Consider the following 1,230-nt stretch of genomic DNA (forward strand, 5'->3'; position numbering starts at 1 on the left):
TGTCTGCCGTCCAGCCCGCCCCGCTCGTACACGGAGATCAGGGCCGCGCCCAGTTCGTGGGGGGTGATCGGGGCGCCGTCGTCACCGATGTGCATCGCCAGCACGAACGTGTCCTGACGCGGTGGCAGAAGCTGCAGGGCCTCTCGGACATGTCCGGCCGACGCCTGGGGGTGGGCGTCCTCGCCGATCCAGCCGCCGGCCGGGATCCGGGTGACGGACGGTGCGGCGTGCTCTGCCGGTGTCGGGGTGACGGCGCTCGTCGGAGCGGGCTGCTCGTGCGGGCCCGCGGGATACTCGACGGCGATGCTCGCGCTCCGCAGGCGGACGTCCATGGCTTCCCCGGGCAGGACGCCGGGAGGGGGCTCGCTGCCGGCGGCGTCCACCACCTCGATCAGCGGCTGGACGTCGAACAGGGCGTCCAGCCGGGCCAGGTGATAGCTCAGGCCGCTGGCCAGGACCCGGCCGGTGGAGACCGCGCGGTCCAGGGCCCGCGCGTCGGCGGAGAACATGCCGTTGCCGCGACCGGTGATCGTGATCGCGGGCATCGGCAGCCCGTCCCGTAGCCGCCGGGCCAGTTCCGGAGCCAGCCCGGCCGCGAGCTCGTACACCTTGCGGGCCGCGGCCTCGCCCACGACGGTGTCGCCCGGCGCGAATCGTACGGTGAAGGGCGCGCCGGGCGGTTCCGCGACGGGTACGGGGCTGTCGCCGGGCGACGCGGTGCGGGGCCGGCCCGGGACCGGGACGCCGTCCCCGGCGTCCCCGGAGGGGGGATCGATCCGAGCGAAGCGATCGAGTGGCGGCGCGCTCCCGTCCGGGGCCAGGTAGGGGGTCTGCAGGGCGTAGGACCAGCCGCCGTCCACCTCGGCCTGCACGTGCACGGCGCCGGTCGGCGCGTACACCACCCGCCCCGTCGCTGCCGCCACCGCCCGGGCGAACTCCTGGCCTCCCCGGCCCGCGAACTCCACCGCCAGGACGACGGGCGCGCCCGCGGGCCACTCCGCCAGGGTCGGATCCGCCGCCACCAGCCGGGCGAACCGCGCCGCGTCCAGATACACCGGCCGGCCGTCGGGCCCGGTCAGCACCGCCCGATCGCCGTCCACCACCGCCGCGACCACGAAGGGCGCATCGCCGACACTCCACGGCGCCTCCCGCTGCCCCAGGTCCTGCACCACACGCCCCGGATCACCGGGCCCGGACGCCGGATCCACCAGCAGGTGCCCGTATCGCCGG

Annotated in this window: 1 protein-coding gene; it reads right to left on the reverse strand. The window is 76.3% G+C overall.

The window, feature by feature from the left end:
- Window positions 1-1,172 (reverse strand): hypothetical protein (locus tag AB0K51_RS34860; RefSeq protein ID WP_363462314.1); only part of this gene is annotated, 1,172 nt, incomplete at its 3' end.
- Window positions 1,173-1,230: the final 58 nt, after the last annotated feature.

Source organism: Kitasatospora sp. NPDC049285, assembly GCF_040678815.1.
Lineage (GTDB): Bacteria > Actinomycetota > Actinomycetes > Streptomycetales > Streptomycetaceae > Kitasatospora.